This is a genomic window from Streptomyces sp. CO7 (assembly GCF_053474865.1).
In genome coordinates this window covers 176,198-176,844 of sequence record NZ_JBRIOU010000006.1, presented here as the reverse complement: position 1 = coordinate 176,844, position 647 = coordinate 176,198, and the positions used below count along the sequence as shown (strand labels likewise).

Genomic DNA, 647 nt, shown 5'->3' with positions numbered 1-647 from the left:
GCGTCAGGCGGTGAGCGCCATGAAGCCGCCCCGCGTGGGGGCGCCGTTCATGAGCGCCGGCACGTCGACGACCTCGGGCAGCCGCTCCACGGAGAGCACCACCGCGCCGCCCGCCCGCGCGGCGTCGCCGCACCAGGCGTTCATGTCGGCCTCGCCCAGCACCAGGGCGGCCAGCGAGGGGATCACGGCGCCGTGCTCCCCGGGACCGTCCACCACGCACAGGGTGTGCTTGGGGAAGATGCTCCACCCCTCGCAGGTGGGCAGTGACCGGTCCTCGGTCGCGAGCGGCGGCAGGGCCTCGTGGAACGGCGCGCCGCTCAGCAGCAGCAGCGGCGTTGCGCCGGGCACGAACATCGCTTTCTCCGGATCCAGAAGCATCCGCCAACTCTGGCAGGTGAGGACCGTGCTTGACCAGCCGCCCCGGGGCACGAACACGGATCAGTCCCGCGCCGGGAGCCCGGCGACCAGCTCGACGGCCCCGGTACCGCGCGTGCGGACCACCAGGCACTCGCGTACCCGTGCGGCGGCCGCGGCGGGCAGCACCGCGCCGAGCCGCTCCGGTGACACGGCCAGCAGACCGCCGGTGCCGGCGCCTCCGCCGGCGACGGCCGCACCGACCGCCGCCCCCGTGGACTCCGCCCCAGCGC

At 76.0% G+C, this 647-nt stretch carries 1 protein-coding gene and 1 pseudogene; both read right to left on the bottom strand.

The window, feature by feature from the left end; genetic code table 11:
• Positions 1–3: 3 nt before the first annotated feature.
• Positions 4–378: a hypothetical protein gene (locus ACOV8S_RS22200; protein WP_448319705.1), complete on the bottom strand. Its 375-nt coding sequence runs from the start codon at positions 376–378 to the stop codon at positions 4–6.
• A gap of 60 nt (positions 379–438) precedes the next feature.
• Positions 439–647 (bottom strand): annotated as a pseudogene (locus ACOV8S_RS22195) (hypothetical protein); the annotation flags it as partial.

Bases quoted from the DNA above. Each gene is read 5' to 3' on its own strand.
- ACOV8S_RS22200 (WP_448319705.1), bottom strand. From the start codon at position 378: ATGCTTCTGGATCCGGAGAAAGCGATGTTCGTGCCCGGCGCAACGCCG.